General features: G+C 70.8%; 22 protein-coding genes. 8 read left to right on the top strand and 14 right to left on the bottom strand.

The window, feature by feature from the left end; genetic code table 11:
- Nucleotides 1-7: 7 nt before the first annotated feature.
- Nucleotides 8-832: an MOSC domain-containing protein gene (locus SOM19_RS12290; protein WP_320486892.1), complete on the bottom strand. Its 825-nt coding sequence runs from the start codon at nt 830-832 to the stop codon at nt 8-10.
- Nucleotides 833-1,007: 175 nt separating this feature from the next.
- On the opposite strand from SOM19_RS12290, the gene SOM19_RS12285 reads away from it, so the two are divergent.
- Nucleotides 1,008-1,415: an LbetaH domain-containing protein gene (locus SOM19_RS12285; protein WP_320486891.1), complete on the top strand. Its 408-nt coding sequence runs from the start codon at nt 1,008-1,010 to the stop codon at nt 1,413-1,415.
- A gap of 29 nt (nt 1,416-1,444) precedes the next feature.
- Nucleotides 1,445-2,023: a thermonuclease family protein gene (locus tag SOM19_RS12280; RefSeq protein WP_320486890.1), complete on the top strand. Its 579-nt coding sequence runs from the start codon at nt 1,445-1,447 to the stop codon at nt 2,021-2,023.
- A 2-nt stretch (nt 2,024-2,025) separates the two neighbouring features.
- On the opposite strand, the gene SOM19_RS12275 is transcribed toward SOM19_RS12280, so the two are convergent.
- Nucleotides 2,026-2,424 carry a DUF1304 domain-containing protein gene (locus tag SOM19_RS12275; RefSeq protein ID WP_320486889.1) on the bottom strand — a complete coding sequence of 133 codons (399 nt, stop codon included), beginning with the start codon at nt 2,422-2,424 and terminating at the stop codon, nt 2,026-2,028.
- Between the two features lie 33 nt (nt 2,425-2,457).
- On the opposite strand from SOM19_RS12275, the gene SOM19_RS12270 reads away from it, so the two are divergent.
- Nucleotides 2,458-3,210, top strand: a complete 753-nt coding sequence (locus SOM19_RS12270) for a LysR family substrate-binding domain-containing protein (RefSeq protein WP_320486888.1) — start codon at nt 2,458-2,460, stop codon at nt 3,208-3,210.
- Between the two features lie 224 nt (nt 3,211-3,434).
- On the opposite strand, the gene SOM19_RS12265 is transcribed toward SOM19_RS12270, so the two are convergent.
- The 4 genes from SOM19_RS12265 to SOM19_RS12250 form a co-directional block, all read right to left on the bottom strand.
- Entirely contained in the window at nt 3,435-5,906 is a 2,472-nt protein-coding gene (locus SOM19_RS12265; RefSeq protein WP_320486887.1) for a CHAT domain-containing protein, read from the bottom strand.
- Between the two features lie 31 nt (nt 5,907-5,937).
- On the bottom strand, nt 5,938-7,494 hold the full coding sequence (locus tag SOM19_RS12260) for a S8 family peptidase (RefSeq protein WP_320486886.1): 1,557 nt from the start codon (nt 7,492-7,494) through the stop codon (nt 5,938-5,940).
- Nucleotides 7,495-7,654: 160 nt separating this feature from the next.
- The gene (locus tag SOM19_RS12255; protein WP_320486885.1) at nt 7,655-8,122 is read right to left on the bottom strand and encodes a hypothetical protein; all 468 of its coding nucleotides are present in this window, start codon (nt 8,120-8,122) and stop codon (nt 7,655-7,657) included.
- Entirely contained in the window at nt 8,112-8,729 is a 618-nt protein-coding gene (locus tag SOM19_RS12250; RefSeq protein WP_320486884.1) for an RNA polymerase sigma factor, read from the bottom strand. Before SOM19_RS12250 ends, SOM19_RS12255 begins: the two co-directional genes overlap by 11 nt.
- Before the next feature lie 113 nt (nt 8,730-8,842).
- Between SOM19_RS12250 and SOM19_RS12245 the strand changes: the two genes are divergently transcribed.
- Nucleotides 8,843-9,607 (top strand): glutamine amidotransferase-related protein, encoded by a 765-nt coding sequence (locus SOM19_RS12245; RefSeq protein WP_320486883.1) that lies wholly within the window; start codon nt 8,843-8,845, stop codon nt 9,605-9,607.
- On the opposite strand, the gene SOM19_RS12240 is transcribed toward SOM19_RS12245, so the two are convergent.
- The 7 genes from SOM19_RS12240 to xylA form a co-directional block, all read right to left on the bottom strand.
- Nucleotides 9,608-10,408, bottom strand: a complete 801-nt coding sequence (locus tag SOM19_RS12240; protein WP_320486882.1) for a TspO-related membrane protein — start codon at nt 10,406-10,408, stop codon at nt 9,608-9,610. It lies immediately after the preceding gene.
- Nucleotides 10,409-10,479: 71 nt separating this feature from the next.
- Nucleotides 10,480-10,965, bottom strand: a complete 486-nt coding sequence (locus SOM19_RS12235) for a glutaminase (protein WP_320486881.1) — start codon at nt 10,963-10,965, stop codon at nt 10,480-10,482.
- Nucleotides 10,962-12,161: a cation:proton antiporter gene (locus SOM19_RS12230; protein ID WP_320486880.1), complete on the bottom strand. Its 1,200-nt coding sequence runs from the start codon at nt 12,159-12,161 to the stop codon at nt 10,962-10,964. Before SOM19_RS12230 ends, SOM19_RS12235 begins: the two co-directional genes overlap by 4 nt.
- A gap of 292 nt (nt 12,162-12,453) precedes the next feature.
- Nucleotides 12,454-13,212, bottom strand: a complete 759-nt coding sequence (locus SOM19_RS12225; protein WP_320486879.1) for a GTP pyrophosphokinase — start codon at nt 13,210-13,212, stop codon at nt 12,454-12,456.
- Nucleotides 13,213-13,259: 47 nt separating this feature from the next.
- The gene (locus tag SOM19_RS12220; protein ID WP_320486878.1) at nt 13,260-14,093 is read right to left on the bottom strand and encodes a transposase; all 834 of its coding nucleotides are present in this window, start codon (nt 14,091-14,093) and stop codon (nt 13,260-13,262) included.
- A gap of 805 nt (nt 14,094-14,898) precedes the next feature.
- The gene (locus SOM19_RS12215) at nt 14,899-16,287 is read right to left on the bottom strand and encodes an FGGY family carbohydrate kinase (RefSeq protein ID WP_320486877.1); all 1,389 of its coding nucleotides are present in this window, start codon (nt 16,285-16,287) and stop codon (nt 14,899-14,901) included.
- A 150-nt stretch (nt 16,288-16,437) separates the two neighbouring features.
- Entirely contained in the window at nt 16,438-17,625 is a 1,188-nt protein-coding gene (xylA, locus tag SOM19_RS12210; RefSeq protein ID WP_320486876.1) for a xylose isomerase, read from the bottom strand.
- A 136-nt stretch (nt 17,626-17,761) separates the two neighbouring features.
- Here xylA and SOM19_RS12205 point away from each other — a divergent pair, with 136 nt between their 5' ends.
- Together SOM19_RS12205 and SOM19_RS12200 are read left to right on the top strand one after the other, a co-directional pair.
- A complete protein-coding gene (locus SOM19_RS12205; protein WP_320486875.1) occupies nt 17,762-18,772 on the top strand; it encodes a LacI family DNA-binding transcriptional regulator in 1,011 nt (336 codons plus the stop codon).
- A 105-nt stretch (nt 18,773-18,877) separates the two neighbouring features.
- Nucleotides 18,878-22,915 (top strand): endo-1,4-beta-xylanase, encoded by a 4,038-nt coding sequence (locus SOM19_RS12200; RefSeq protein WP_320486874.1) that lies wholly within the window; start codon nt 18,878-18,880, stop codon nt 22,913-22,915.
- Between the two features lie 55 nt (nt 22,916-22,970).
- On the opposite strand, the gene SOM19_RS12195 is transcribed toward SOM19_RS12200, so the two are convergent.
- Nucleotides 22,971-23,459 (bottom strand): DUF6326 family protein, encoded by a 489-nt coding sequence (locus tag SOM19_RS12195; protein ID WP_320486873.1) that lies wholly within the window; start codon nt 23,457-23,459, stop codon nt 22,971-22,973.
- Between the two features lie 150 nt (nt 23,460-23,609).
- Here SOM19_RS12195 and SOM19_RS12190 point away from each other — a divergent pair, with 150 nt between their 5' ends.
- On the top strand, nt 23,610-24,227 hold the full coding sequence (locus SOM19_RS12190) for a TetR/AcrR family transcriptional regulator (protein ID WP_320487731.1): 618 nt from the start codon (nt 23,610-23,612) through the stop codon (nt 24,225-24,227).
- Nucleotides 24,228-24,324: 97 nt separating this feature from the next.
- Complete coding sequence (locus SOM19_RS12185; protein WP_320486872.1) at nt 24,325-24,816, top strand: hypothetical protein; 492 nt, start codon at nt 24,325-24,327, stop codon at nt 24,814-24,816.
- The last annotated feature ends 246 nt before the right edge of the window (nt 24,817-25,062 follow it).

Here is a 25,062-nt window from a genome sequence, read left to right as displayed (position 1 = left end):
TCAGCGCTCAGCCCGGACGCACCGCGTCACCCACGGCGATGACCGATCGCGGCGGTGCAGCGGCGTGGTCGGGCACGAGCCACACGCCGAACCACGTCTTGCCGTTCCATCGGCGGTGCTTCGCAAGGGTGCGGATCGGCTCCTTGCCGCGCACCAGCGAGGCGGGGTCGATCGTCGTCATGACGCATCGATCGCAGGTGCCGCTCACCCGGAACCGCACCTCGCCGAGCTGCACGAACGGCCAGGTGTCCTCCGCGAAGGGCGCGTCGGGCTCACCGTCGACGACCACGTTCGGCCGGAAGCGGAGCATGTCCAGCGGCGGTGTGTCGTCGTCGGTCCACCGGTCGAGCTGAGCCAGCGAGGACTCGCTGGCGAGCAGCAGCGGCGCCGCGTCGGCGAGGCTCACGCGGTCGCCGTCGAGCCCTCCGACCGACGGGTTCATCGCCCGCAGGCGGGGATCGGGCTGCCACACCAGCCGTGCCGGTCTCCCGAGCCGCGTGCTGAGCCACGCGTCCGCCTCCGCGCCGGCCGGCAGCGCCTCACCCTGACGGGAGTGGCCGACCGGGACGGGGCTCGCCGTGGTGGGGACGGCGACCCGCATGGGCTCCGCGTCGCCGTCGCGCTCGGCCAGCAGCAGACCGCCGTCCTCCAGCACCGTCGCGGTGAGGCCGAGGAGTGCGTTCGCTTCCCGCGCCGTCACGGGCTGGCCCTGCGGATCTACGACGGCCCAGCGCCGGTCACCCGCGAGTCCCCAGGTCAGCACCTGCGCGGAATCGACGTCGACGCCGGCGAACGACTTGACGGGATAGACGCGGAGTCGGGTCACCTGCATCCGAGAACGCTACCGCGGCCGGACGCGGCTGCCGACAACCCCGGAAAAAGTCCAATCCGCGTCGACGAGGGCGCCGAATAACCGATACATCCGAGAAACGGATGCGCGGGAATGAATGTCCCGCAACCGTCGTTATTCCTGTACTCAGCACCATTCGGAGCTGTAGGAGGGGACTGTGGGCAAGAACTACGTCGACATCGAGAACGACCGTGGCGAGATGCTGCGCTACCGCAAGCACGTCAACGGCCGAGGCCTGATCGCGCACGGCGCGAAGGTGCACCCGAGCGCCGTCATCGAGGCCGGGGCCTATGTCGAGCCCGGAGCACAGATCGCCGCGGGCGCGCACGTCGGGCGCGGCGTGTGGGTGGAGACGGATGCCGTGATCGGCCCCGATGCCGACATCGCGCCCCACGCGCACATCGGTCCGCGCGCCGCCATCGGCGCAGGCGCCAAGATCGGCGTGCGCACGCACGTCGGCAGCGAGGCTCGCGTGGCCGTCGGCTCCCTCATCGGCGACGACCAGACCATCGCCGACGGCGAGCGGGTTGCCACCGACCGCCGGGGGCTTCACCTGGCGGCGTAGGCGTCCGACCGCACTGCTACGGTGCGACGGTGAAGAGGCTCGTCACCGTCGCCATCGTCGTGGTCGCAGCGGCCGCGCTGGCAATGGTGGTCTGGCTCTCCTCGACCACCGACGAGGTGGGCGATGCGACGGACGGTGCTCCTGCGCCGACCGGCGAACCGGGCCTGCCGACGCACCCGGCCGGCGCATTCCCCCTCACCGTGGACCACGTCTTCGACGGCGACACGATCGAAGCACGGACGCTGGCACCCAACGACCTCGTGACGACGTCTGGTCCTATCCGCATCCGGCTCATCGGCATCGACACCCCCGAGGGAGCGCCGTCCCCGGAGTGCTGGGCCGACGAGGCGAGAGCGCACCTGCGCGAGCTGCTCCCCGTGGGTTCGACCGTGTGGGCGGCCCCCGACGCCGAGGCCCTGGACGACTATGGGCGCCACCTGTTCAACCTGTGGACGGACGACGGCACGTTTCTGAATCACGAGCTCGTCGCGGCCGGAGACGCCGAGGCGATCCGGGTGTGGCCGAACGTCGCCTTCTACGACCTGCTCAGCAACGCGCAGGCGCAGGCCGAGGCATCCGGTGCCGGCCGGTGGGGTGCGTGCGGCTGAGTTCAGGCGAACAGGAAGAGCACGAACCCGATGAGCGGCAGCGTGCCCTGAATGAGTGCGGCGCGCAGGTACTTCATACCGGTGGTGAGCAGCACGAGGGCTGCCGCGACCATCGAGCCGAGGCTGAACAGCACCAGCGCGAGGCCTGCGGCGCGCAGCGCCGAGTCATCGCCGCCCGTGGCGTAGAGCACCAGGCCGAGCGCCGTCCCGATCGCCAGGAAGAGGTTGTAGAACCCCTGGTTGTACGCCATCGGCTTCGTCACCTCCGCCGCCGCCTGATCGGCGACCCCGAATCGTTTCCAGATCCTCGGCTGCGTCCACTGCACGCTCTCCATCACGAAGATGTAGACGTGGAGGAGTGCTGCCAGCGCAGCGAAGACCGAGGCGAGGATGGCGACCATGAGCGAACGATAGCGCCCGGCTACGCTGAACCCATGGGCAAGGGCGGTGGTTCGCAGGCGCGGCCGGGAAAGTCGGGCCGGGGTGCGGCATCCCGTCGCCCGATGAGGCCCGGGCGCAAGACCCAGCCCGGCCCCGCACCGAAGCAGAAGCCGAAGGTCAAGGCGGAACCCGCCGTCGAGCCCCCCGCTCCCTCCGGCCCGTTCCGCCTCGGCGTCATCCCGGGAGCGACCCCGGGCAAGTGGGCCGACGCGTGGGAGGAGCGGATGCCGCGCAGCCCGCTCGACCTCGTTCCCCTGGAGGTCGCCGACCAGCGCCGCGCCCTCGTGGAAGGCGAGGTCGACGCCGCGCTCATCCGGCTGCCGATCGACGTCGAAGGGCTCCACGTCATCGCGCTCTACGACGAGGTCCCTGTCGTCGTGGTCTCCGCCGACTCGCACCTGACGGCGGCGGAGGAGCTCGGGCTCGAGGACCTCGCGGGCGAGGTCGTCATCGTTCCCGCGGACGACGTGCTCGGCATCCGCGTTCCCGGCGGCCTGAGCCCCGCGTTCGCACCGCCCGCAGACACCGCCGAGGCGATCGCCACGGTCGCCGCCGGCGTCGGGCTCGTCATCGTGCCCATGTCGCTCGCGCGCCTGCACCGGCGCAAGGACACCGAGTACCGGCCGCTGCGGGACGGCGTGGTGTCGACCGTGGCCCTGGCCTGGGTCGTCGAGCGCACGACCCCATCGGTCGAGGCGTTCGTCGGCATCGTGCGCGGACGCACGGCCAACTCGTCACGCGACTGACCTGGAAGACGAGTGCGGGGGATGTCGCCGACCTGGGTCTCTGCGACATCCCCCGTGGAACCTGCTCTGAAGACCCGCGCGTTCCCAGACGCGCCCCCAAGACTGCGATCCTCCGCCCCCAGTGGACGACACCCCCAGGTGTCGCCCTGCGTGAGCAGTTCCGATGATCTAGAGGACCCGGCACCCGCCCTGATACATCGAATCCGAGAAAGTTCTCCGACGGGTCAGAAGCCGGCGCCGTGCACCTGGAACGGTGCGGTGATGCCGGTGCTCTCCGCCGCCTGCGCCAGGGCCACGGCCGGTGCCACGCCGGATGCCAGCCCGGCGTGCATGGCGCCCAGCAGCTCGCACGCGACGTCGTCGGCCACGATCACCGGCGCGGCGATGACGCAGCGAGTGCCCGCGTGCAGCCAGATGCGCGTCATCCCGATGGCCTCCTCGCCCCACCGGACCGAGGAGCGTCCGACCTCGCAGGCCGACAGCACGACCGTGTCGGGAACGTCGGGCATGAGGTCGATGTCGTAGCCGAAGAGCGTGCCGTCGGCGAGCTCCAGGCCGGAGAACAGCGGGTTGTCGACCGCGTGGCGGCCGTGCGCGGCGATGTGCAGCACGTCCACCGCCGGGCCGAGCGAGGTCACCCCCGCGACCGACGCCTCGGTGCCGCGCAGCACGGTCGCTCCATGCCACGCCGCCGCGGCGGCATCGACCTCCTCCTCGCCACGGGCGACACGAGGGCCGACGGCGAAGCCGGCCGAGGCGTGCGGAAAGGACCCGGGCGCGCGCATCCGCGCCCACCGGGTCGCCGACATCGCGAGGGTGAAGACCTTGCCGCGCATCGCGGGCAGCATCGCCCAGGGGATGGCGTTGAGCAGGCCGGGAGCGGTGATGACGAGCCGGCTGGTCCCCGCGATCGCCGCGAGGTCGTCCAGCAGCACGGCCGACAGAGCGCGCAGTCGATCGTCGAGGGCTCGCCGCACCACACCGACCATCGGGGGCGTGCGGATCGACGCCGACATGTCGAGGTCGGCGCGCAGGCCCGCCTGCAGCCTGCGCACGGTGGCGCCCGAGGCGACCGGCACCACCGTCGTGCGGTCGGCCGTGCACACCAGTGCGACGAGCGCGGTGCCCGAGTACACGTAGGCGATCAGGGCGGTGTCGTCGGCCAGCTCGGCGCGCAGGCGCTCGAGGTCGAGCCGTTCCTCGCCGTCGACGGCCCCCGTGGAGGCCCATTGCCGCTGCCGCGCACGCTCGCGGAGCGCCGCGGCCCGGGGCACCGACAGCCAGTCTCCGCCGGGATTCTCGGCGCGGAGCATCCGCAGCTCGGCGAGTTCGGACGCGAGGGCCGGATCGGGGGGCGGGCGCAGTGGAAGCACCTGCTGGCTGAGGTGACGGGCGCGCTCGGACCATTCGAACAGCACGTCGGGACGCCCCGACCGCACGGCAGACTCGAGACCGGCGAAGATCAGGTTCGCGCCGTGCATCGCCACCGAGGTCTGGAGGTCGAGGCTGCCGAAAGATCGCTGCCAGGCACCGAGCACGTCCAACCCGCCCGCTGCCCGTCGCCGCGCCTCGGCCGCGCGTCCCGCCGCTTCGGCCCGCGCCGAGCGCAGCTCCGCGGCCATCAGCTGCACCTCCATCGGTGAGGACACCGGGACGCGGATGGCGTGTCCCACGGCCTCGCCGCGACGCGCGCGCGCCAGTGCCGCCGCGATCCGCAACGCCGCTGCCTCGCCGCGGAAGCCGCTGCGGATCAGCTGATCGGCGACCTCGTCGATCTCGGCGGATGCCGGAAGACGGCGCGAATGGTCGTCCTGGGTGCTTTCGACCCGCAGGCCACCCAGAGCCGCGCGCAGGCGCACCGCATCCGATCGCGCGGCCCAGGCGGTGTTGCCCAAGGCGCGGAAACGCCGCGCCGCGGATGCCGCGACCTTCCGGGCTCGCGCACTGTCGTGGGAGAGCAGCGAGCGGGCCAGATGGAACTCGGCCTCCGCGCGGGACTGCGGCATCCGGTGCGAGCCGAAGATGACGGCGGCTCGCGCCAGGATCTGCTCCGCCTCGGTCGTCAGCCCGGCGTCACGCAGCACCTCGGCGCGGTCGACGTCGCCGATCGCCTCCGCCACCGGCGTGGATGCCGCGCTGGGCCGGGCGGCCAGCATCTCCTGCAGGGCGGCGACGAGGTCGCCGGCCAGGAGGGAGGCATAGCCGAGGTTGTGGCGCGCCTGCGCCTCATCGGTGACGAGCTGGTGGCGCGCGAACGTGTCGGCCGCCCTCTCGAGATCGTCCGCGGCATCCGGGAGGCTTCTGCGCTGCATCCGGACCAGGCTCCGGTTCACGCGCACCCGCGCCGCGGACACGGGATCGTCGTCGAGGCTCTGGATCGCCCGGGTCAGCCATCGCTCCGCCTCGTCCAGGCGACCCCCGTAGTTCGCGATGGCGCCGAGCTGCCCCAGCAGGATCGCCTTGGTGTGCGGTGCGAGACCGCGGCCGCCCACGACCGCGGTCAGCAGCTCCTCGGCCTCGCGAGGGAAGCCGGTCCGCTGCAGAGCGAGCGCGCGCGTGCCGGCGATCCGCGCCCGGAGGTCGGGATCGTCGGTGCGCTCCTCGGCTCGGGACAGCACCCGCTGAGCGAGCGCGTACTTCCCGTTGATGCACAGCTCGACAGCGCGCTGATGCAGCTCCGTCGCGCTCCGGGTCATCCCCTCATCTTGGCGCAGACCGCCGCCGGAGTCAGGCGGGGGCGCGCGTGAGCCCGTCCCAGTCCTTCAGCAGGGTCGCCCCCGCCTTCGCGAGCGCTTTGACGCGGGCCTTCGCGTTGTCCTTCGAGACCCCGTCGATCAAGCCGACGCCGACGATCTCGGCGAGGGCGCCGGCGATGTAGGGCGCGGCGAACGAGGTTCCGCTCCAGATCACGAACCCGCCGGTGAAGTCGTCCGGGTCGATGGTCTCGCGCCTGAGGCCGAACCGGTCGCTGCGTGTACCGGCCTGCGTTCCGCCGTTCAGCGGCGGAGCGGCGCTCACGATCGCGACACCGGGGGCGTACACGCGCACCCAGTCGCCGATGTTGCTGAACAGCGCCACCGACTTCCCGTTCGGGTTGAGCGCCCCCACCGAGAGATGCGGTGCCGCGTCGGACGGGTCCTCGACCTCGAAGTCGGAGTTCGGCCAATTCCACAGCGCGGCCGGGAACGACGGGCGGTTCGTCGCGTCGTTGCCCGCCGAGCAGACGATGGCGCACCCGTGACGACGGGCCGCGAGCAGGTACTTGACGAGCGTGAGATCGAACTGCCCGTCCTCGGGGGTCTCGTGGTAGTACCCGAGCGAGAGGTTGAGGACGTCGATCGGGCGTCCGCCCGTGCCCTTCGCATACCGCACGACGAGCACTGCGACCGAGCGGACCGCCTCGAGGAATTCCCCCTCGAGCAGCGCGCCCTGGCTGTCGGCGACGCGGATCGAGATCAGGTCGGCGTCCGGCGACACCTGGCGGACGATGCCCGCCACGAACGTTCCATGGCCCGCCGCGCCGTCGAGGAAGCCGTCGAATGGCCCCGCGAGGTCACCGATCCACTCCGGATCCGTCCCGGGGTCGCTGATACCGACCGGCTCTCCGTCTAGTTCGCAATGGCGGTCGACGATGGAGTCCGGGAGCCACGCGTGGGTGCCGCATCCGGTGTCCATGAAGGCCACGACCGGTCGTCGACCCTTGATGGAAGCGTCGTCACGCCGGGGTGGGTCGCCCACGAACGACACGACCTCACGCCCGCCGGAGCCGGGATAGGCGTACGAGCCCGGTCCAGGCGCGTTGGTCGAGCCGTACGGGTTCGTCGAGCCGTACGGGTTCGTGGAGCCGTAGGGGTTGGTCGATCCGTACGGGTTCGTGGAGCCGTACGGGTTGGTCGATCCGTACGGGTTCGTGGAGCCGTAGGGATCGACGGTGATCACGTGATCGAGGCCGACGCCCGCGATGTCGCGGCCCCGTCGGGCGCGAGCGCGCTGCAGCAGCCGCCAGGCGTCGATCGGAGGCACCGGCTGATCGTCGCGGTCGGGGCTCGGCTGCGGGAAGATCACCGCGAGGAGGATGATCGGCAGGCCCAGCTCGTCCTCTTCGCGCCTCCCGCGCTCGAGCGCCTCGTCCTCGCTGATGGGCTCGCCCTTGACGGTGGTGAGGCGCACGCCCCAGCCGAAGTCGGCGGCCGCTTCGCGCAGCTCCTCGAGGATCTGGAGGAGCCTGCCGGTATCGGTGACGAGCAGGTGGTCGGGCGCATACGAGGTGGGATACGCCCTCACGCCATCGACGGGTTCGCTCGTCGGGTCCAGTGGCACTCCGCGCGGTCGTGCCGCGTCGACTCGACTCCGCCAGCCAGGCGCCCCAGGTTCTTCCATCAGTCACTGCCTCCTTGCTCCGGGCGGCGTCCCTCGCCGCACCGCGATGCCGGGTCCGGCACCGTCACACTTCGAACTGCGGCGTCTGGAAGTCGTGCAGCTCGCCGCCGGCGTCGCGCACGACGAGGCGCAGCCGCGATACTCCGGGCGTGATCCCCTCGAACGCGAAGCGGCCGTGCTCGCCCGGCTCGGCCGACCATTCGCGTTCGCCCTGCGCCAGCCGGATGGCGAGAGCCGAGCCGTCGACCCACCCATCCACCCTCCGGTCGCCGTCCTCGGTGGCCGACACGTGCAGCAGGACGCTGGTGCTGCCGTCGCTGAACTGCAGCGTCGCGGTGTCCGTCTCGCCGCGGACGGCGGCGAGCGCCCCCTCGACCAGGGTGAGCAGCGCGTACTCCCTCGACAGGTCCTCGACGGCGACGGCGGCGACCATCCGGTCCACCAGGTCGGCCGGCTCCGGGTCGACCTCCTGCCACATGCGGCGCATCTGCGCGAAGAGCGCCGCATCCGCGGCGAAGTCCTCAGTCTCCATCTTCGTCTCCTCCCCATCCGGCGCCCTCGAGTACGGCGCGGAGTTTGGCCAGACAGCGCTGACGGGTCGGCCCGATGGACCCGATCGGCATCGCGAGATCCTCGGCGATGCGCGCATAGTCGGGCCGTTCCTCGAACGCGACGATCCGCAGCAGGCGCTGGCATCTGTCGTTGAGCGCCGCGACCGCGACCCACAGCCGACGGGATTCGTCGTCGTGCTCGGCGGTCTGCTCGGCGGATTCGTGGACGGGCAGATGGGGTTCGAGCGCTTCCGCCTCGGTCGGGTCGGCCTTTCGCTGCAGCTTCCCGACGCGCCACGCCTCGCGGCGCGCGCACATCGTCAGCCATCCCGAGATCGCCTGCGGTTCGAGAATCGTCTCGTGCCGGCGCACGAGCGTCAGCCACGTCGTCTGGACGACGTCCTGCGCCAGCGCGGCGTCGAGTCCGTACGCGCGCACGACATGCCACAGTGACGGCGTCATGAGGCGCACGAGATCGTCCATGGCGCGGCTGTCGCCCTCACGCCATCGCACGAACAGCGCAGCAGCGCGCTCCCATCGCGGCGGCTCGACGGAGCCGACGGATGCCTCAGCGCCCGCATGCGTCATAGGGCCCATTGTGTCCACACCATGGCAGAGAGCGATAGTGCGCGGCTGATACACGACGTCGCACCCGGATTCTCGAATCGCGCCGAGGGAGGCCGCGACCTAGAATTCACCGCATGACGACCGCGCCGCTCCTGTACGTGTGCGTGCGGCCGCAGCAAGGCGCGGCAGCGGCGGAGTACGAGTCGTTCCGCACGGCGATGAAGCTCGACGAGTCCGCCGTGGGCCACCTCGACCTCGTCCGCGAACCCCTCACCGACGACATCCTCGAGCGCTACAGCGGCTTCCTGGTCGGGGGCAGCCCCTTCAATCTCGCCGACCCGGAGTCCACGAAGACCGACGTGCAGCGGCGAGTCGAGGCTGGCCTCGAGCGCATCGCCTCCCACGTGGCCGCGGGCTCCTCTCCCGGCTCCGAGGGTCCGGCAGCGATGTTCACCTGCTATGGGATCGGGGTCGTCACCCGCATGCTCGGCGGCGAGGTCAGCCGCGCCTACCCCGAGGACACCGGACCCGTCGGCATCGAACTGACGGCGGACGGACGCACCGATCCCCTGTTCGGCGGTCTCGCCGCTCGGTTCACGGCGCTGACCGCGCACAAGGAGGGGACCGCGTCCGCTCCCCCGGGAGCGACCCTGCTGGCCGTGAACGAGGGATGCCCCGTTCAGGCGTACGTCGTGGGCGACCGCCTGTATGCGACGCAGTTCCATCCGGAGCCCACCACGAAGGCGTTCACCGAGCGGATGGCGGTGTACCGCGACGACGGCTACTTCGAGTCCGACCACTACGAGGTCGTCGCCGGGCGCGTGCTCGCGGCATCCGTCACCGAACCGGCGAGGCTCCTTCAGGCCTTCGCCCGGCGGTTCGGCCCGGCCGCCGCCTGATCACGCCTCGGCGTTGCGAACGTTGATGGCACGGTCGACGAGCGTGCCGATGACGGGCACGGCCAGGACGATCACTGCCACCACGATCGCGGTCACGCCGATCGCCGTGCTCGACGGCTCGAACGCGAGGCGCCCGACCGCGAGCCACGACAGCCCCCACGCCATCGCGAGGCCGGGAGCCACGCGCCACCCGCTCGCCCACGCGATGGCGATTCCGATGAGCGCCACCACCACGAGCACGGCGATGCCCCACAGCGCTGCCGACTCCTCGGCCTCAGGGGGCGCGATCGTCGTGAGCCAGGCCGACGTGTTGGCGACGCTCGCCAGGGTGACCCAGCCCAGATGCAGGCCGGTCACGCCGTCGATCAGCACCGCGTCGAGCACTCCCCGGCCGGGCTCCACCACGGTCCGCCGGAAGGTGACCCCGAGTGCCGCCAGGAGGACGAAGATGGCCAGCACCGTCAGGGGCAGGGTCGCGAACTGGGCCGTGACCAGCCACAGGCCGTTGAGCACCATGGTCAGCGCGATGAGCCAGCCCACGGCACGCTGCCTCGACCGCTCCCGCTGCCGCGGGAAGGCCTGCCAGACCGTGTAGGCGAACAGCCCGACGTAGATCGCCGTCCAGATCGAGAATGCGGGACGGGCGGGCGCGAGGTACGAGCCGTCGGCGTCGAGCGTGCCGTTCTGCAGGTCCTGCACGGCAGTGCCGCCGAACAGCCCGGTGCCGACCATCGCGGCGATGATCATGAAGCAGAAGGCGCTGATGACGACGATCTGGCGGAAGAGGTCTTTGGCGGCCATCGCTCCACCGTACGGAACCGGCGCCGGTGCCGCACCTGATTGACAGCCCTGCGCGCCCCGGCTAAGCCCGGTCAGGCGCCGCCCGGCGGATCGAGCAGCAGGGTGACCCGTTCGTCCAGATACCGTGCCAGCGGCATGAGGCCGCCGGCCGCGCTCCATCGGATGGCGACCACGCCGTCGTTCAGAACCAGGGGACCGGATGCCTCGCCCCGCTCGACGGCGTCGGGATCCAGCATCCGCCACCCGATGTGCACGGTCGCGCCCTCGTCGAACCCGCCGCGGCGTGCGGCCGCGGCGAGTTCAGCCCGGCGCCGCTGCGACTCGGCGGTGAACCCCCGGCGCGCCTCGGCCCGCGCCCGCACGATGTCGCCGGTGGCGAGCACCGCGTCGTCGGTGAGCAGCAGCGCGCCGAGGTGCCACGCCGTGCCGCGGGGCACGATGCGCGGCGCCCGGGCGATGCCCAGCATGCGCCGCGGCTCGACCAGCTCGCCCAGGCCCTCGCGTGGCACCCCTGTGAGCCGCTCACGCGCGTGGTCGAGGAGGGCCGACGTGCTCACGCCGCGTCGTCCTCGACCGGCTCGGAGGCGGTCACACGTTCGCCGCGGATGCTCATGGCGACGAGCGGGAACAGCAGCACCGAGAGCATGCCCGCCCCGACGAGGAGCGCCGATGCCGCCGACGACAGGATGCCCTCCTCGACACCGATAGCGGTGACGGCGACGATGATCGGCAGCCCTGTCGCCCCGAGCAGGGCGATGGAGAGCCGGTCGCGCCCCGTCGATCCCTCGGGCGCCGCCAGGGTCGAGGGCAGGCCGCGCACCAGGAACATGACGATCAGGACGACGGGCAGCAGGAGGAAGAGGATCGGCTGCGCGAGCAGCGCCTCGAGGTCGAAGGTCACGCCGGTGTAGATGAAGAACACCGGCACGAGGAATCCGAAGGCGACGGCCTCGACCTTGCTCTCCACGGCCTCACGATCGGGCTCGGCCGCGTCCCTCATGATGAGGCGCCACACGATTCCCGCTGCGAATGCGCCGAGCAGGATGTCGAGGTCGAGGACCACGCTGATCGCGATGAGCCCCGCGAGGATCACGAGCACGACCCGGATCGCGAACTGGCCGGAGGTGTGCAGCGTCGAGTTGACGAACCGGTGCATCGCGCCGCGCGGGAGCCGGACCGCCAGCCAGATCGCCAGGCCCGCAATGAGCCCGAACAGCACGAGCACGATGGTGGACAGTTCAGGGTTGCGACCGCCGAGGAAGATCGAGATCGCGATGAGGGGCCCGAACTCGCCGACCGCGCCGATCGCCCCGAGCGCCCTGCCGAACGGGGTCTTCAGCTCGCCCGCGTCGCGGAGGATCGGCAGGATCGTGCCGAGCGCCGTCGAGCACAGCGCGATGCCGATGATCACGGCCTCCTCGCCGGGGACGAAGAACCACGCGGCGCCGACGCCGATGACCAGGCTCAGGAGCCAGCCGACGGTGGCGTTGCGGCCGGTACGGCCCCGGAAGGCGGCGAACTCGATCTCGGAGCCGGCGACGAAGAAGAGCATCGCGAGGCCGAACTCCGACAGGACGTCGATGAAGGCATCGGGCTGCGCCCAGCCGAGCACACTCGGTCCGACCAGGATGCCGAGAACGAGCTCGAACACGACGATCGGCACCCGCACCCAGCGGCCGAGACCCCGGGCAGCCAGTGGTGCGAGCACGCCCAGAACGGGAATGATCAGCAGCGTCGGCTCGAGGTCGTCCACGGACTCACCCTAGCGACGGGCGCGGGGTGGGCTGTTGGCGGGGGGCGGGGGGCTCGGCCGTTGGCGCTCGGCCATGCGGGGTGCGGGTGCGGGCGGGTCTGTGCGAGCTCGTGTGCATCTCGCCCCGGGGCAGGTTGGTGTCGCGCGGGTCGGCTCACGCTTGCGCGTCGGCGGGGTCGCCCCGGGGCAGGTTTTGCTCGGAGGGGCGGGGCAAATCACGCCCCGACGTGCAGAATCCGCCCCAAGCCTGGGCGGCGGCAGCCGTGGGCGTTGCGACCCCGGTCAGCCCGCCTCAGGCCCGCATCAGCCGGGGCGGGCGCGCCGGCCCCGGCGCCGGCGCGAACGCTGGCGCCGGCCCCGGCGCGACGATCCCCCCACCCCGGATCTCGCCGTGCAGCCGTTCCATGCGCTCGTCGAGCTCGGCGGCGGTGTCGGCGGCATCCTTCAGGCTGTCGAGCAGCTCCGCCGGGACGTTGGTGTCGTACTTGTAGTAGATCTTGTGCTCGAGGCTGGCCCAGAAATCCATGGCGATCGTGCGGAACTGCACTTCGACCGGAACCTCGACCCGCCCGCTCGAGAGGAAGACCGGCACCGCGACGATCGCGTGCAGGCTCTTGTACCCGTTCGACTTGGGGTTCGCGATGTAGTCCTTGACGGTGATCACGCGGATGTCGTCCTGCGCCGTCAGAAGGTCGTACAGACGGTACGCGTCGGCGACGAAGCTGCAGGTCACACGCACGCCCGCGATGTCGGTGATGGACTCCCGGATCGACGCGAAGTCGGGCTCGACGCCCTTGCGCTGCACCTTCTCGACGAGGCTGTCGGGCGACTTCACTCGGCTGGAGACATGCTCGATCGGGTTGTAGTCATGCACCAGCTGGAACTCGTCGCGGAGAATCCCGAGCTTGGTCTGCACCTCCTGCATGCCGAAGCGGTACTCCATGAGGAAGCGCTCGAATTCGTCGCGGAGCTCTCGGAGCTCCGCGGCGGAGACGGTGATCGAGGTGTCGTCGGGTGTCGCTGCGTGCGCCGGGGGCGCCGTGTTCGCCATGCCCCCACGCTAGGCACGAGGTCTACGAGTCTGCTGTGAGACGACGCCTATTCGCTCACGGCGTCGCGAGCGCGCTCGGCTTCCTTCGCCGCCGCCTGCGCTCGGGATGCCGCCGCCGTCCGCTCCGCCTCGATCCCGGTGAGCTCCTCCACCGCTTTCGCCTGCTCGGACTCGAGGCGTTCGAGATCGCGCCGCAGGTCGCCGATCCGCTCCTCGACGTGGTCCACGCGCTCCTGGAGCTTCTGGCGCTGCGCCTCGATGCGGCCGAGCTCTCGCTCGGCCTCGTTCGCCGCCCGCTCCGCCTCGCGCGCCGCTTTCTCGGCGGCCTTGCGGGCACGACGCTCGGCCAGATCGTCCCGGACGGCCGGCTCGGCCACCCCGGGCACGGACCCGCCCACGGCGTCGGCGAGGTCGGCCTGCTCGAAGGCTCCCGCCTCGAGCGGAGTCACGAGCCTCGCCGTCATCACGGCGGCGGCGGCCGCGGCATCCATCACCGCCGCATTGATGGTCTTCTCGATGTCGCCGCGAGCCGCCGTGCTCACCGTCACCCCGGCGTCCTCGGCGAGGCCCACAGCCTGCGTGGCGAGCGCAGCGACGAGCGCGCGGCGCTGCCGACCGAGGCGCGAGAGCTCTGCGGCGTCGAGGTCTTCCTGCGCTTCGCGCAGCGCGGCCGCGAGTTCGAGCGCGTCGCCGAGCTGGCCCTCACGGGCGAGGAGGTTCACCGCCCACGCGGAGACGGAGGGTTTGCGCAGCGCCTTGACATGGGCCGCGATCGGCCGCTCCGCCATTCCGGCGCGGGCGTTCCGGGCCGCGGTGAACTGCGCGGGTGGGAGCGCGTAGAGCTCCTCCGCGATCTCGTCGAGGTCGTTCCGCGAGGCCACGGGCCCATCCTCCCCCACCGCATCCCCCGACGCGACGGGACGCGCTCGGCTTCGTCTGTGGTCCTCGGTCCGCCTCGGGTCGTTGCTCCGGATGCGTCCGGCGGCCGTCGTTCGCCTGCCGGAGTCAGGAGATCTGCCGTGTTCAGGACGAAAACGGCCCCTTGGGTCCTGATGCCGGCAGATCTCCTGATCCCGGCGGATGCCCCGGCTGGCGCATCGGCAGCGGCCCGGTCGAGCGCCGGGCGGCGACGGTCGGCCAGCCGTCGCACCGCCGGTTCCCACCGCCCCCGGCATCCGTCAGCCGCAGTCAGGCGATCTGCCGCGTTCAGGACGAAAGGGTCAGTCGGGTCCTGTTGCGGGCAGATCTCCTGATCTCGGCGGATGCCCCGGCCGGCGCATCGGCGACGGCCAGGTCGAGCGCCGAGTACCGACGGTCGGCCAGCCGTCGCACCGCCGAGCTCCCGCGGAGGCGCGATCCGTCAGCCGCAGTCAGGCGATCGGCCCGGTTCAGGACGAAAACAGCCCGTTGCATCCTGATGCCGGCAGATCTCCTGATCTCGGCCGGATGCCGCGACTGCGCGTCGTCAGCGGAGAGCACGAGCGCCGGGCGCCGACGGGTCGGCCAGCCGCCACACCGCCGATTCCCGCAGAGCCTCGATCTCCGGCCGCAGTCAGGCGATCTGCCGTGTTCAGGACGAAAACAGCCCGTCGGGTCCTGATGCCGGCAGATCTCCTGATCTCGGCCGGCGGGACTCCATGCCGCGAGAGGCGGCCCGGGCGCACCGCGCCTCAGGCCGAGCCACCCTCACACCGACAGCACCGCCGCGGCCTGGCGCGCCGCGCCCAGCGCGACGTACTCGCCGGGAGCGGGAACCTCGACATCCAGGCCGAGGACGAGCGGCGCGATCACGCGCACCGCCTCGGACTGCGCGCCGCCGCCGACGAGGAGGGCGCGCTCGAGCGGCACGCCCAGTGCGCGCAGCGCCTCGAGGCCGGCGGCGAGGCCCGACAGCATGCCCTCGACGGCGGCCCGGGCGAGGTTCTCCCGCGTGGTCGAGGCGAGCGTCATCCCGCTCAGCGACGCCGTGGCATCGGGCAGATTCGGAGTGCGCTCGCCCTCGAAGTACGGGACCAGCGCGAGGCCCTCGGCACCCGGCTCGGCGGCGAGCGCCAGCCGGCTGAGCTCGGCGTGGTCTGCGCCGAGCAGGCGGCCGATCGCGTCGAGCACGCGTGCGGCGTTCAGGGTCGCGACAAGCGGAAGGAAGCGCCCGGTGCAGTCGGCGAATCCTGCCACTGTTCCGGTGGGGTCGATCGTGCGCTCCTCGCTGACGGCGAAGACCGTGCCGCTCGTGCCGATCGAGACCACGACGTCGCCCGGTCCGGCCCCGAGTCCGAGTGCCGCCCCGGCGTTGTCGCCCGCACCGCCGCCGACCCGGCGTCCGGCCTGGTCCTCGACCCACTCGTCGGGGCCGAGCACGCGTGGAAGCACCGCATCATGTCCGAGCGCCGCGGCGAGGAGGGCGCGGTCGTAGCCGCCGGTCGCGGGGTTCCAGTAGCCGGTGCCCGAGGCATCCGATCGGTCCGTCACGAGCTCGTCGAGGACGGGCCCGCGCGGCGACTCGCCCTCGGGCCCGAAGCCCCGCAGTCGCCACGTCAGCCAGTCGTGCGGGAGCGCGACGGCCGCCACGCGCGCCGCGTTCGCCGGCTCGTGGTCGCGCAGCCAGCGGAGCTTCGTGATCGTGAACGAGGCGACCGGCACGAGGCCGGTCCGCTGCGCGAGCGCGTCGGCGCCGAACTCCGCGATCAGGTCGGCGGCCGCTCCGGCCGAGCGGGTGTCGTTCCAGAGCAGGGCGGGACGGATGACGCGGCCCGCGTCGTCGAGCACGACCATGCCGTGCTGCTGCCCCCCGATCGCCCAGGCCTCGACGTCGTCGAGTCCGCCGGCGCTCGCGATCGCGGCCTGCAGAGCGATCCACCACGCGGCGGGATCGACCTCGGTGCCGTCGGGGTGCGAAGCACGTCCTTCGCGCACGACGGCCGGGCCCACGCGACCAGAGGCTCCGCCCCGCGCGCCAGCGGCCTGTGGAGAGGCCGTGGGGACGGTCGCGGCATCCGCGCTCGCGCTGAGCTCCGCCGAAGTGATCACGACCTTGCACGACTGCGTCGACGAATCGACACCCATCACGAGCGCCATGGCTTCTCCTTCATGCTCATCCGGCCGCCGCAGTTCCACGCGACTCGCCACAACACGCCGAGCATCGCATCCGGATGTCGGCGTGTCTTGGCGACTCGGCACGGTGGGCGCGCGGGCGGCGCACCCACCGTGCGGGTCGAGCGGGCTGTGTCAGCGGGCGCCGAGCAGGTGCTCGGTCGCGAGCTGCTGCAGCCGCACGAAGCCGCCGCCCTTGCCGCCGAGGTACACGTCGGTGTCGAAGTCCTCGTATGCCGAGCGGTCGGCGAGGAAGTCGTCGTACGACTCACCGGGGTTCAGCGTGGGCGTCGACAGCTCGAAGACCTTGGCGGCCTCGAGTGCCTCCTGCACCTCGGGGTCGGCGCGGAACGCCGCGGCCCGCTCTTTGAGGAGGAGGTAGGTGCTCATGTTCGCCGCTGCCGACTCCCACACGCCCTTCTCGTCCTCGGTGCGGCTGGGCTTGTAGTCGAAGTGGCGCGGACCCTCGTACGCCGGCACGCCGCCGGGGCCGCCGTTCTCGAGCAGGTCGACCAGCGCGAACGCGTTGTGCAGGTCGCCGTGGCCGAACACGAGGTCCTGGTCGTACTTGATGCCGCGCTGGCCGTTGAGGTCGATGTGAAAGAGCTTGCCGTGGTACAGCGCCTGCGCGATGCCGGCGGCGAAGTTGAGGCCCGCCATCTGCTCGTGGCCGACCTCGGGGTTGAGGCCGACGAGCTCGGGGCGCTCGAGGGAGTCGATGAAGGCGATCGCGTGACCGAGGGTGGGCAGCAGGATGTCGCCGCGGGGCTCGTTGGGCTTGGGCTCGATCGCGAAGCGGATGTCGTAGCCCTTGTCGGTGACGTAGTCGCCGAGCAGGTTGACGGCCTCGCGGTAGCGCTCGAGCGCCTGGCGAATGTCCTTGGCGGAGTCGTACTCGGCGCCCTCGCGGCCGCCCCACATGACGAACGTCTTGGCGCCGAGCTCGGCGCCGAGGTCGAGCTGACGGAAGACCTTGCGCAGCGCGAAGCGGCGCACGTCGCGGTCGTTGGCGGTGAACCCGCCGTCCTTGAAGACCGGGGCGGAGAAGAGGTTGGTGGTCACCATCGGCACGATGAGGCCGGTGTCGTCGAGCGCGCCCTTGAGGCGGTCGATCTGGTTCTGGCGCTCGGCGTCGGTCGAGCCGAACGCGAAGAGGTCGTCGTCGTGGAAGGTGAGGCCGTACGCGCCGAGCTCCGACAGCTTCTCGACGACGTGCACCACGTCGAGCGGGTGGCGGGTCGGGCCGCCGAAGGGATCGGTTCCGTTGTAGCCGACGGTCCAGAGTCCGAAGGAGAACTTGTCGTCGCGGGTGGGGGTGGGCATGACGCTCCTGATTCTTCGTTGAACACGATTCGGGCAACATTCGAAATGTTGTTGAAAACAACCTATACCATTCAGGATGCCGCGTCCAGCGGCGAGGGCATCGAAAGTTGCGGCGGTCGGAACATAAGATCGCCTCATGGCCAGCACGTCACGCGTCACGCTCGCCGAGATCGCCGCCGAGGCGGGCGTCTCGCTCGCGACGATGTCCAAGGTGCTCAACGGGCGGGCCGACGTCGCGCCGGCGACGAGGCTCCGCCTCGAGGAGCATCTCCTGCGGCACGGCTACACCCGCCGCTCCGCCACTCCCCGCAGCGAGCTCCTCGAGCTGGTGTTCCACGAGCTCGAGTCGAGCTGGTCGATGGAGGTCATCGAGGGCGTGGAGGACGTCGCGCACGCCGCCGGCCTCTCGGTCGTGCTCACGGTGAGCGGCGACCGTCACGCCCCGGCACCGGACTGGATCGAAGGCGTCCTGCGGCGACGGCCGGCCGGCGTCGTCCTGGTCTTCTCGGACATCGGCGGGCCGCACCGCGACATGCTCCGCTCGCGCGGCATCCCCTTCGCCATCGTCGACCCCGCGGGCGACCCTCCGCCGGATGTGCCCAGCGTCGGCTCGGCGAACTGGTCGGGCGGACTCATGGCGACGCGGCATCTGATCGAGCTGGGCCACCGCCGGATCGCCGCGATCACCGGCCCGGAGGACATGATGTGCTCCCTCGCCCGGGTCGACGGATACCGCTCGGCGATGAATGCGGCCGGCCTTCCCATCGATCCCGCGTGGATCCGCTTCGGGGACTTCCATCCCCTCGGCGGCGAGGCACGCGCCCGCGAGATCCTCGCGCTTCCAGACCCCCCGACGGCGATCTTCGCGGGCAGCGACCTCCAGGCCCTGGGGACCATCGCGGCGGCTCGCGAAGCCGGGCTCTCCGTCCCGGACGATCTTTCGGTGGTCGGCTATGACGACATCGCCCTGTCGCGATGGATGAGCCCTCAGCTCACCACCGTCCATCAGCCGCTCAAGCGCATGGGCGAGGAAGCCACCCGCTTGGTGCTCCGAATGGCGGAGGGCGAGGCACCCGACACCCTGCGCATGGACCTCGCGACGCACCTCGTGGTGCGGGGCAGCACGGCGCCACCGCCGACACGATAGTTTCGAAGAACTTTCGTAACTTAACGGTAACGGTCGCGCCGCGCTTCGACGCACGGAACATATGTTGGCAAAAGCCACATATCCCCCGCGCAAAGGAGCGCCTAGATGCGTCATTCCATTCGCCGTCTGATCGCGATCGCCTCGACGGCGGCGGTCACGGCCGCCACGCTCGCCCTACTACCGGCGGGCATGGCCTCGGCCGAACCTGTCACGGTGTCGAGCGTCGACTTCGAGGACGGCACGACAGGAACCTGGACCCAGAGCGGTGCCGGCACTCTGTCGGTTGTCGACGTCGAGGGCGGCAAGGCGCTCCTCGTGAGTGATCGGGCCGCGGACTACGTGGGTCTCCAGAGCCCGGCGGGCATCTATACGCCGGGCGAGACCTACACCTTCTCGATGCGTGCTCGGCTCGCCGAGGGCACCGCCGGCACGGCGGGCGTGCGCTTCGTGATGAAGCCCGCCTACAGCTGGATCGGCAACACGACCATGACAGCGGATGCCTGGACCACCGTCACCGGTCAGTTCGCCGTCCCGGCCGACGCCGATCCCGCCGCGCTGCAGGTGTACATCGGCACGGCCGACCTGGCCGGCCCCTACAGCTACCTGGTCGACGACATCTCCGTCACGACCGAGGACTCGGACCTGCCCGACCCGGACGTCGTCCCCGGTGGCGCACCCAACCCCGTTCCCACGCCCGTGAGCCTCGCGCAGGGCACCGGGAACGTGGCCGCCCTGACCTTCGACGACGGCCCGAACCCCGGCACGACTCCGGCGCTTCTCGACTACTTGAAGGCCAACGACCTGCAGGCAGTGTTCTGCGTGATCGGCCAGAACATCACCGCGCCGGGCGGTGCGGACATCCTGAAGCAGATCGTCGCCGACGGCCACACTCTCTGCAACCACTCGACCACCTACGACGACATGGGGTCGCTGTCGGCCGCCGACGCGCAGCAGCGGATGGCGCAGAACCTGCAGATCATCCGCACGGCGCTCGGCGACCCGAACGCGAAGGTCCCGTTCTTCCGTGCACCCAACGGCAGCTGGGGCCAGACACCCGGCGCTGCCGTGTCGCTGGGAATGCAGCCGCTCGCCGTCATCAACACCATCAACGACTGGGCGACGCAGGACATCCCCACCCTCACGGCCAACCTTCGTGCGGCCATGAAGCCCGGCGAGGTCGTGCTCGCGCACGACGGCGGCGGTGACCGCTCCGGCACACTGGCGGCCGTGAAGACCGTGGTCTCCGAGCGCCTCGCCCAGGGGTGGACGTTCACCCTTCCAGTCGGAGCACCGCCCGCGGGCGGCACGACCGCGCTCAGCACCGACTTCGAAGACGGACTCGACGGCTGGGCTCCCCGCGACTCGGGCTCCGGCGCGCCGACCGTGGCCCTCACTTCGGCCGAGGCGCACGGCGGCGTCCAGGCAGCTGTGGTCACGGGCCGCACGTCGCAGGGAAGCGGCATCGGCCGCGACGTGACGGGGATCCTCGAGCCCGGAGTGACCTACGAGCTCTCGGCCTGGGTGCGCTTCGGCGCCGGCCAGCCGGTGGACGCCGTCTGGCTGAGCATGGCCCGCACGGTCGAAGGCGCGACGAGCTACTCGACGCTGGGGCAGTTCACCGGCGTCACCAACACCGGCTGGACCGAGGTGACCGTCACCTTCACCATGGGCGAAGCCGACAGCGCGCTGCTGTACTTCGAGACGAACTACAACGGCACGAACACGTCCGACCTCCTGATCGACGACATCGTCGTGAGGACGCCGGACCCCGCGGTCATCCAGGATCTCCCGCCGCTCAAGGACACGGTCGACTTCCCGCTCGGCGTCGCCATCGACAGCCGCGAGACGGCGGGCGCGGCATCCGAGCTCCTGCTGAAGCACTTCGACCAGGTGACCAGCGAGAACTACATGAAGCCGGAGGCCTGGTACGACGCGAACGGCGTGTTCACGCCGCACCCCGAGGCCGACGCGCTGATGGCGTACGCCCAGGAGAACGACCTCGGCGTGTACGGGCACACCCTCGCCTGGCACAGCCAGACGCCGGCATTCTTCTTCCAGGATGCCGCGGGCCAGCCGCTCACCACGAGCGAGGCCGACCGGCAGATCCTGCGGGACCGCCTGCGCACGCACATCTTCGCGGTGGCGGAGCACCTCCGCGACACGTACGGCGCGTTCGGCAGCGACACCAACCCGCTGTACGCGTTCGACGTGGTCAACGAGGTCGTCTCGGACAGTGCGGACTACGCCGACGGCTTGCGCCGCAGCGAGTGGTACCGGATCCTCGGCGAGGAGTTCATCGACCTGGCGTTCCGCTATGCCGACGAGTCGTTCAACGGCGTTTACGCGGCCACGGGCGCGGACCGCCCGGTGACGCTGTTCATCAACGACTACAACACCGAGCAGACCGGCAAGCAAGCCCGTCTCCACGCGCTAGTGGAGCGACTGCTGTCGCGCGGCGTGCCCGTGGACGGCGTGGGGCACCAGTTCCACGTCAGCCTGTCGATGCCGCTCGGCGCCCTCGAGGACGCGATCGTCGCGTTCGAGGACCTGCCCGTCACGCAGGCGGTGACCGAGCTCGATGTCACCACGGGCACACCGGTGACTCCGGCGAAGCTCATCGAGCAGGGCTACTACTACCGGGACGCCTTCCGGGTGTTCCGCGAGCACACCGACGACCTGTTCTCGGTGACGGTGTGGGGGCTGACCGACGGGCGCAGCTGGCGCTCCTCGTCGGGCGCGCCGCTGCTCTTCGACGACGGGCTCCAGGCGAAGCCGGCGTACTACGGCGCTGCCGACGGCGAACTGGCGGCGCGACTGCGCACGGCCAACGTGTTCCAGGGCGACGTGCCGATCGATGGCGAGGCGACCGGGTCGCTCGAGTGGCGCAAGCTGCCGCTCAATGTCATCGACGACGCCGCGGCGTTCCAGCTGCGCTGGAGCCCGGACCATCTCACCGCGTTCGTGCGCGTCGAGGATGCGACGGCCGATGCGACGGATGCCGTGGCGTTCGAGTACGGCGGGGCCGTGGTGACGGTGAGCCGTGACGGCACGAGCACGACGACCGGCGTCGCAGCCGTGGCGACCGAGCGCGCCGGCGGGTACGACCTCGTCGTCTCGCTGCCGCTGGCCTCTCCCGCGTCCGAGGGCGGGACGCTCGACCTGGACGTCCGCGTCACCGACGGCACAACCGTGCACGGCTGGAACACGCCGGGGCAGGTCGGCACGCTGACCCTTGTCGAGCCGCTGTCGTACCTGGAGGTCGCCGCCACCGCGGAGGCTCCGGCGATCGACGGCACGATCGAGGGACTGTGGGATGCCGCGGGCTCGGTCTCGACCGACAAGCAGGTCGTCGGCACCGACGGGGCGACGGCGACGGTCCGGACGCTCTGGAAGGACCAGACGCTCTACGTCGTGGCGCAGGTCGCCGACCCGGTGGTCGACGTGAGCGGGTCGGATCCCTGGATCCAGGACTCGGTCGAGATCTACGTCGATCCGGGCAACGCGAAGAACGGCTCGTACCGGTACGACGACTCGCAGATCCGCATCAGCGCCGCCAACGTGGTGTCGTTCGGCACCGGCGACGAGGCCTTCCAGCGGGCGCACGTGCAGAGCGCCACCGCCCTGGTGGACGGCGGGTATGTGGTCGAGGCGGCGATCAGCCTGCTCGAGTACGGCGGAGCCGACACGTTCCACGGCCTCGACTTCCAGGTGAACGATGCGGCCGACGGCCAGCGCACCTCGATCCGCAACTGGGCGGACCCGACGGGCGCGGGCTACCAGTCCACCGCACGCTGGGGCGTCGGTCGCCTGCTGCCCGAGGTGGTGGTTCCGACCGCTCCCGTGAACCTCACCCCGCCAACGATCGAGGGCGACCCGCTCGTCGGGCAGCGCCTGACGGCAACACCCGGCACGTGGGACACGGAGGGGCTGACCTTCACCTACCGCTGGCAGGCCGACGGGGTCGACATCCCCGGCGCGAAGAAGGCCGAGTACAAGGTCAAGCCGAAGGACGCCGGTGCGGCGCTCACCGTGCTCGTCACCGCGACGATCGAGGGATTGGATGCGGCCACCGCGACCTCCGACCCCGTGACGGTGCTCCCCCGGCAAGAAGAAGGCGACGGTACCCCCGGCAAGATGAAGTGATCACGGAGGAGGGCCGGGCGCCGCGCGAGCGGCTCCCGGCCCTCCTGCGTGCCGCCTACTGCCGAACGTCCTGTCGAAGATCCGTCGTCGCGGGACGGGCGAGGACGGCGGGGATCCGCGGCCAGGTCCACGCGGAGCGCAGGATGAAGGCCAGGAGCAGCACCTCGATCCCGATGGAGAGCACGTAGAAGAAGGCCCACTCCCAGGTCGCGCCGGCCGCGTTGAACACCGAGTACGGGATGAGAAGCGATGCCATGACGAGATTGGCGGCGCGGTTGCCGCGGGCGGGCAGCGTCATGGAGAGCGTCACCATCAGGGCCGGGATCGCCACGGACGCGAGCATCATGGTCAGCAACGTCGAACTGACGTCGAACTTCCAGACGAGGCCGTTCAGGATGCCGTCGACCACGCCGGGCTTGTAGAGGTTGAAGAAGTCGACGTAGATGTACAGGAACATGAAGCTCGTCCATGCGGCGGCGAGCTTCGCCTGCACGGGGACGGGCGGGCTGTTCAGCTGGGTCGGGGTTTTCGTTGGGATGGTCATGGATCCTTCTCTCAAGGGTTTCGTACACCGTACGTCGTACGCTGTACTATGACCGTACGCTGTACGATTGTCAAGCCGTTTCAGCCAGCGAGGAGACCCGTGAAAGCACAACGTCAGGTCGCGCCGGACGCGGGTCTCAGCAAGCAGCGCGTGGTGGTGGAGGCGGTGCGGATCGCCGACCGCGAAGGGGTCGCCGGGCTCAGCATGCGCCGACTCGCCGGCGAGCTCGGGGCGGGCGCGATGTCGCTCTACCACTACGTGGCGAACAAGGAGGAGCTGCTCGACGGCATGATCGACCTCGTGTTCGAGGAGATCGAACTGCCGCCTGAAGAGACCGACTGGCAGTCGGCGATGCGACGGCGGGCGGCATCCGCCAGACAGGTTCTCGCACGCCATCCGTGGGCGATCGGTCTGCTGGAGTCGCGGACATCGCCGGGCCCCGCCAACCTGCGCCACCACGAAGCCGTCACCGCGTGCCTGCGAAAGGCCGGCTTCCCGGTCCTGATGGCGACGCACGCCAACTGGCTGCTCGACAGCTACGTCTACGGGTTCGCCCTGCAGGCAGCCAGCCTGCCGTTCGACACCCCGGATGAGTTCGCCGACACGGCGGAGGACGTCTTCCTGCCCCAGCTCCCTCCCGACGAGTTCCCCTACCTCAACGAGTCCGCTGCGGCGCTCGTCGCTGCCGGCTACGACCCGGCGGACGAGTTCATCTTCGGCCTCGATCTCATCCTCGCCGCGCTCGAGCCACTCAGAGACTCCGCGTAGCACTCGTCCGCGACGCTGGCAACCCCACCGAGATTTCGTGCTCGCTCTCGGCTGGCGCGCGTACGATTACGCGACCGCAGGACGAGGGGAGACGACAATGACCGACATCCAGGGCAACTCCGAAGCCATCCAGCCGGCGCGAGACGCCGCCGATAAGGCGCGCACGTCCGCCCCCGACGGCGCAGAAGCGTTCGGCGCCGCCGCGGAACAGATCGCTGACAAGGTCTCTGCCGGCGCGGAAGCAGGCAAGGGCGATGTCGCAGCAACGGTGAGCCACATCACAGACAAGGTGACCGAGAAGGTCGGCGACGTCGATGAAGCCAAGAGCGCTGCGTCCGAAGTGATGGCCGCGGCCCGAAAAGCCGCCGATGCCGCCGTTGATGCCGCGAAGGCCGCAACCGCGAGTGTCAAGGATGTCGCCGCCGACGTCGATTTCGACAGCCTTGTCGCCCAGACCAAGACGGTCACGGCGGAATGGACTGACAAGCTGAAGCAGACCTATCGCGAGCGTCCCGGTGTCGTGATCGCCGCAGCCGCGGGCGCCGTGGTGGTGCTGGGCGCGCTTGTGCGCTCGATCGGTCGTCGGTGACGCTGACGGTGATCGGGTTCTCGTCGTCAATCCGGGCGGGCACGTCGTGAGTCGGCGAGTCGCGACGTCGCCCACGCTCGGGCCAGCGGCAAGCCGGTCGTTTTCACGGCGGGGCGACCTTTAGACACGCTCTCGGGTTGTGCGCGCGTGACGGTGCGCGCTACCCGTCCTTCAGCGACCGCCTACAAGCTCAGCTCGAGTTGCCCGATCGTGGATCCAAAGCGCACCCGAAGCCCCCTCCACCGT

The organism is Microbacterium sp. CFBP9034, from assembly GCF_034045255.1.
Classification (GTDB): domain Bacteria; phylum Actinomycetota; class Actinomycetes; order Actinomycetales; family Microbacteriaceae; genus Microbacterium.
Note: the sequence above shows the minus strand (reverse complement) of the source record. Positions and strands in the feature narration are given on the sequence as shown.

Coding starts and splice junctions, on each gene's coding strand:
- SOM19_RS12215 (WP_320486877.1), bottom strand. CDS start 16,287: ATGGCGCTCGTGATGGGTGTCGATTCGTCGACGCAGTCGTGCAAGGTC.
- SOM19_RS12255 (WP_320486885.1), bottom strand. CDS start 8,122: ATGGAGACTGAGGACTTCGCCGCGGATGCGGCGCTCTTCGCGCAGATG.
- xylA (WP_320486876.1), bottom strand. CDS start 17,625: ATGCCCACCCCCACCCGCGACGACAAGTTCTCCTTCGGACTCTGGACC.
- SOM19_RS12275 (WP_320486889.1), bottom strand. CDS start 2,424: ATGGTCGCCATCCTCGCCTCGGTCTTCGCTGCGCTGGCAGCACTCCTC.
- SOM19_RS12205 (WP_320486875.1), top strand. CDS start 17,762: ATGGCCAGCACGTCACGCGTCACGCTCGCCGAGATCGCCGCCGAGGCG.
- SOM19_RS12195 (WP_320486873.1), bottom strand. CDS start 23,459: ATGACCATCCCAACGAAAACCCCGACCCAGCTGAACAGCCCGCCCGTC.
- SOM19_RS12200 (WP_320486874.1), top strand. CDS start 18,878: ATGCGTCATTCCATTCGCCGTCTGATCGCGATCGCCTCGACGGCGGCG.
- SOM19_RS12290 (WP_320486892.1), bottom strand. CDS start 832: ATGCAGGTGACCCGACTCCGCGTCTATCCCGTCAAGTCGTTCGCCGGC.
- SOM19_RS12270 (WP_320486888.1), top strand. CDS start 2,458: ATGGGCAAGGGCGGTGGTTCGCAGGCGCGGCCGGGAAAGTCGGGCCGG.
- SOM19_RS12250 (WP_320486884.1), bottom strand. CDS start 8,729: ATGACGCATGCGGGCGCTGAGGCATCCGTCGGCTCCGTCGAGCCGCCG.
- SOM19_RS12265 (WP_320486887.1), bottom strand. CDS start 5,906: ATGACCCGGAGCGCGACGGAGCTGCATCAGCGCGCTGTCGAGCTGTGC.
- SOM19_RS12185 (WP_320486872.1), top strand. CDS start 24,325: ATGACCGACATCCAGGGCAACTCCGAAGCCATCCAGCCGGCGCGAGAC.
- SOM19_RS12225 (WP_320486879.1), bottom strand. CDS start 13,212: ATGGCGAACACGGCGCCCCCGGCGCACGCAGCGACACCCGACGACACC.
- SOM19_RS12240 (WP_320486882.1), bottom strand. CDS start 10,408: ATGGCCGCCAAAGACCTCTTCCGCCAGATCGTCGTCATCAGCGCCTTC.
- SOM19_RS12245 (WP_320486883.1), top strand. CDS start 8,843: ATGACGACCGCGCCGCTCCTGTACGTGTGCGTGCGGCCGCAGCAAGGC.